This is a genomic window from Falsiroseomonas oryziterrae (assembly GCF_021864505.1).
Lineage (GTDB): Bacteria > Pseudomonadota > Alphaproteobacteria > Acetobacterales > Acetobacteraceae > Falsiroseomonas > Falsiroseomonas oryziterrae.
On the sequence record NZ_JAKJIB010000550.1, the window covers coordinates 1 to 1,545 of the forward strand.

A 1,545-nucleotide genomic window follows, 5' to 3' on the forward strand; every position below is an offset into this window, starting at 1 on the left:
ATCCGTCGGCTCGCGTTCCCGCGTCTGATGCGGGTCGAGATAGGGGAAGCGGTAGGTCGCCATCGCGTGACTCCCTCAGAACAGTTGGCCCGGCGATTCACGCCCTGGCGGTGCGCGCCGTCGGCGCGCACCGCCAGGGCGATCGCGGGCTAGAGATCCAGCACGAGCCGCGCGCCCTTGGCACGCGACACGCAGGCCATCATCACGTCGTTCGCCGCGCGTTCCGACGCCGAGAGGATCGAATCGCGGTGATCCACCTCGCCCTCGATCACGCGGCATTCGCAGGTGCCGCAGACGCCCTGCTCGCAGGACGATGGGATGTCGAAGCCGGCACCGCGCAGCGCCGCCAGCACGCTCTGCGCCGGCGCCACCTGGATGCTGCGCCCCGAACGCGCCAGCGCAAGCTCGAAGCCGCCATCCGCCTCGCCGTCGGGGCGCGCGCGCGGCGCGAACCATTCGAAGCGCACGCTGCCCTCGGGCCAACCCGCCGTCGCGGCTTCCACCGCCTCCATCAGGCGCTGCGGCCCGCAGCAATATACGAGCGTGTCCGGCGGTGGCGTGCCGAGCCGCGCAGCGACATCCAGCCGCGTGCCCTCGGCCGAGGCGTGCACCACGACGTCGGGACAGAGCGCCCGCGCCTCGTCCAGGAACGGCGCCTCCGCCGCGCTGCGAACGCAGAACAGCAGCGTGGCCTGCGCCCCGGCGTCACGCGCCGCGCGCAGCATCGGAAGAATTGGCGTGATGCCGATGCCGCCCGCGACGAAGAGGTAGCTCGGCGCGGGCAATAGATGAAAGTTGTTGCGCGGCCCTTCGGCTTCCAGCAGCGCGCCCGGCCGCACCGCCTTGTGCACCAGGCCGGAAGCGCGCCCGCCCGCCACCTCGCGCACCGCCACGCGCCAGCTTCGCCGGTCAGCCGGGTCTCCGCACAGCGAATACTGCCGCACCGGGGCACCCGGGACATGCAGGTCGAGATGCGCGCCCGGCTCCCATGCCGGCAGCTCCCCGCCCTCCGGCGCCACCAGCTCGAGCGACAGCACGCCCGGCGCTTCCCAGCCCATGCGGCGCAGGCGCAGCGTCCGGCGCATCACGCCACCACCACCGCGTCGCGGTTCAGCACCGCGCGCGCCATGCTGAGCCCCGCCGTCAGCGAGGTCTTCGGATTGGCCGGGCTCGGCACGCCTTCGAGCCGGATCGAGAAGCGCACCGCCTCGCTCTCCACCTCCAGCTCGTGCAGGTTGCGCGCGATGCCGGGGTCGGCGACCAGCTTCACCCGCGTCGCCTCGAAGCCCACGCCGGCCAGCGCGATCGTCGCCGCGACATTGGCGTTCTGCGGGAAGTCGCGTGCGGCGTCGCGCGCGCTGCCTTCGTAGAAGGTCGCGGGCTGCGTCAGCGCACCGAGATCGAGCAGCGATTCGGCCTTCGTGCCGCGCCAGGCGCCGGGCGGCTTGCGACCGACATAGGTGACGCGCGGCGTGCCGCGCAGCCGCGCCGCCGCCAGCGCGTCGATGCCGCCGACGGCGCCCGCGGGCAGCAGGATCTGCGCCC

2 protein-coding genes are annotated in these 1,545 nt (G+C 73.5%); both read right to left on the reverse strand.

Features of this window, described 5'->3' with window-relative positions:
- Window positions 1–149: 149 nt before the first annotated feature.
- Window positions 150–1,085, reverse strand: coding sequence for a PDR/VanB family oxidoreductase (locus tag L2I40_RS23030; RefSeq protein WP_237217690.1), 936 nt, complete (start codon window positions 1,083–1,085; stop codon window positions 150–152).
- Window positions 1,085–1,545, reverse strand: a 461-nt coding sequence (locus L2I40_RS23035; protein ID WP_237217691.1) for an aspartate dehydrogenase, incomplete at its 5' end; no start/stop codon positions are given. The genes L2I40_RS23035 and L2I40_RS23030, both read right to left, overlap by 1 nt.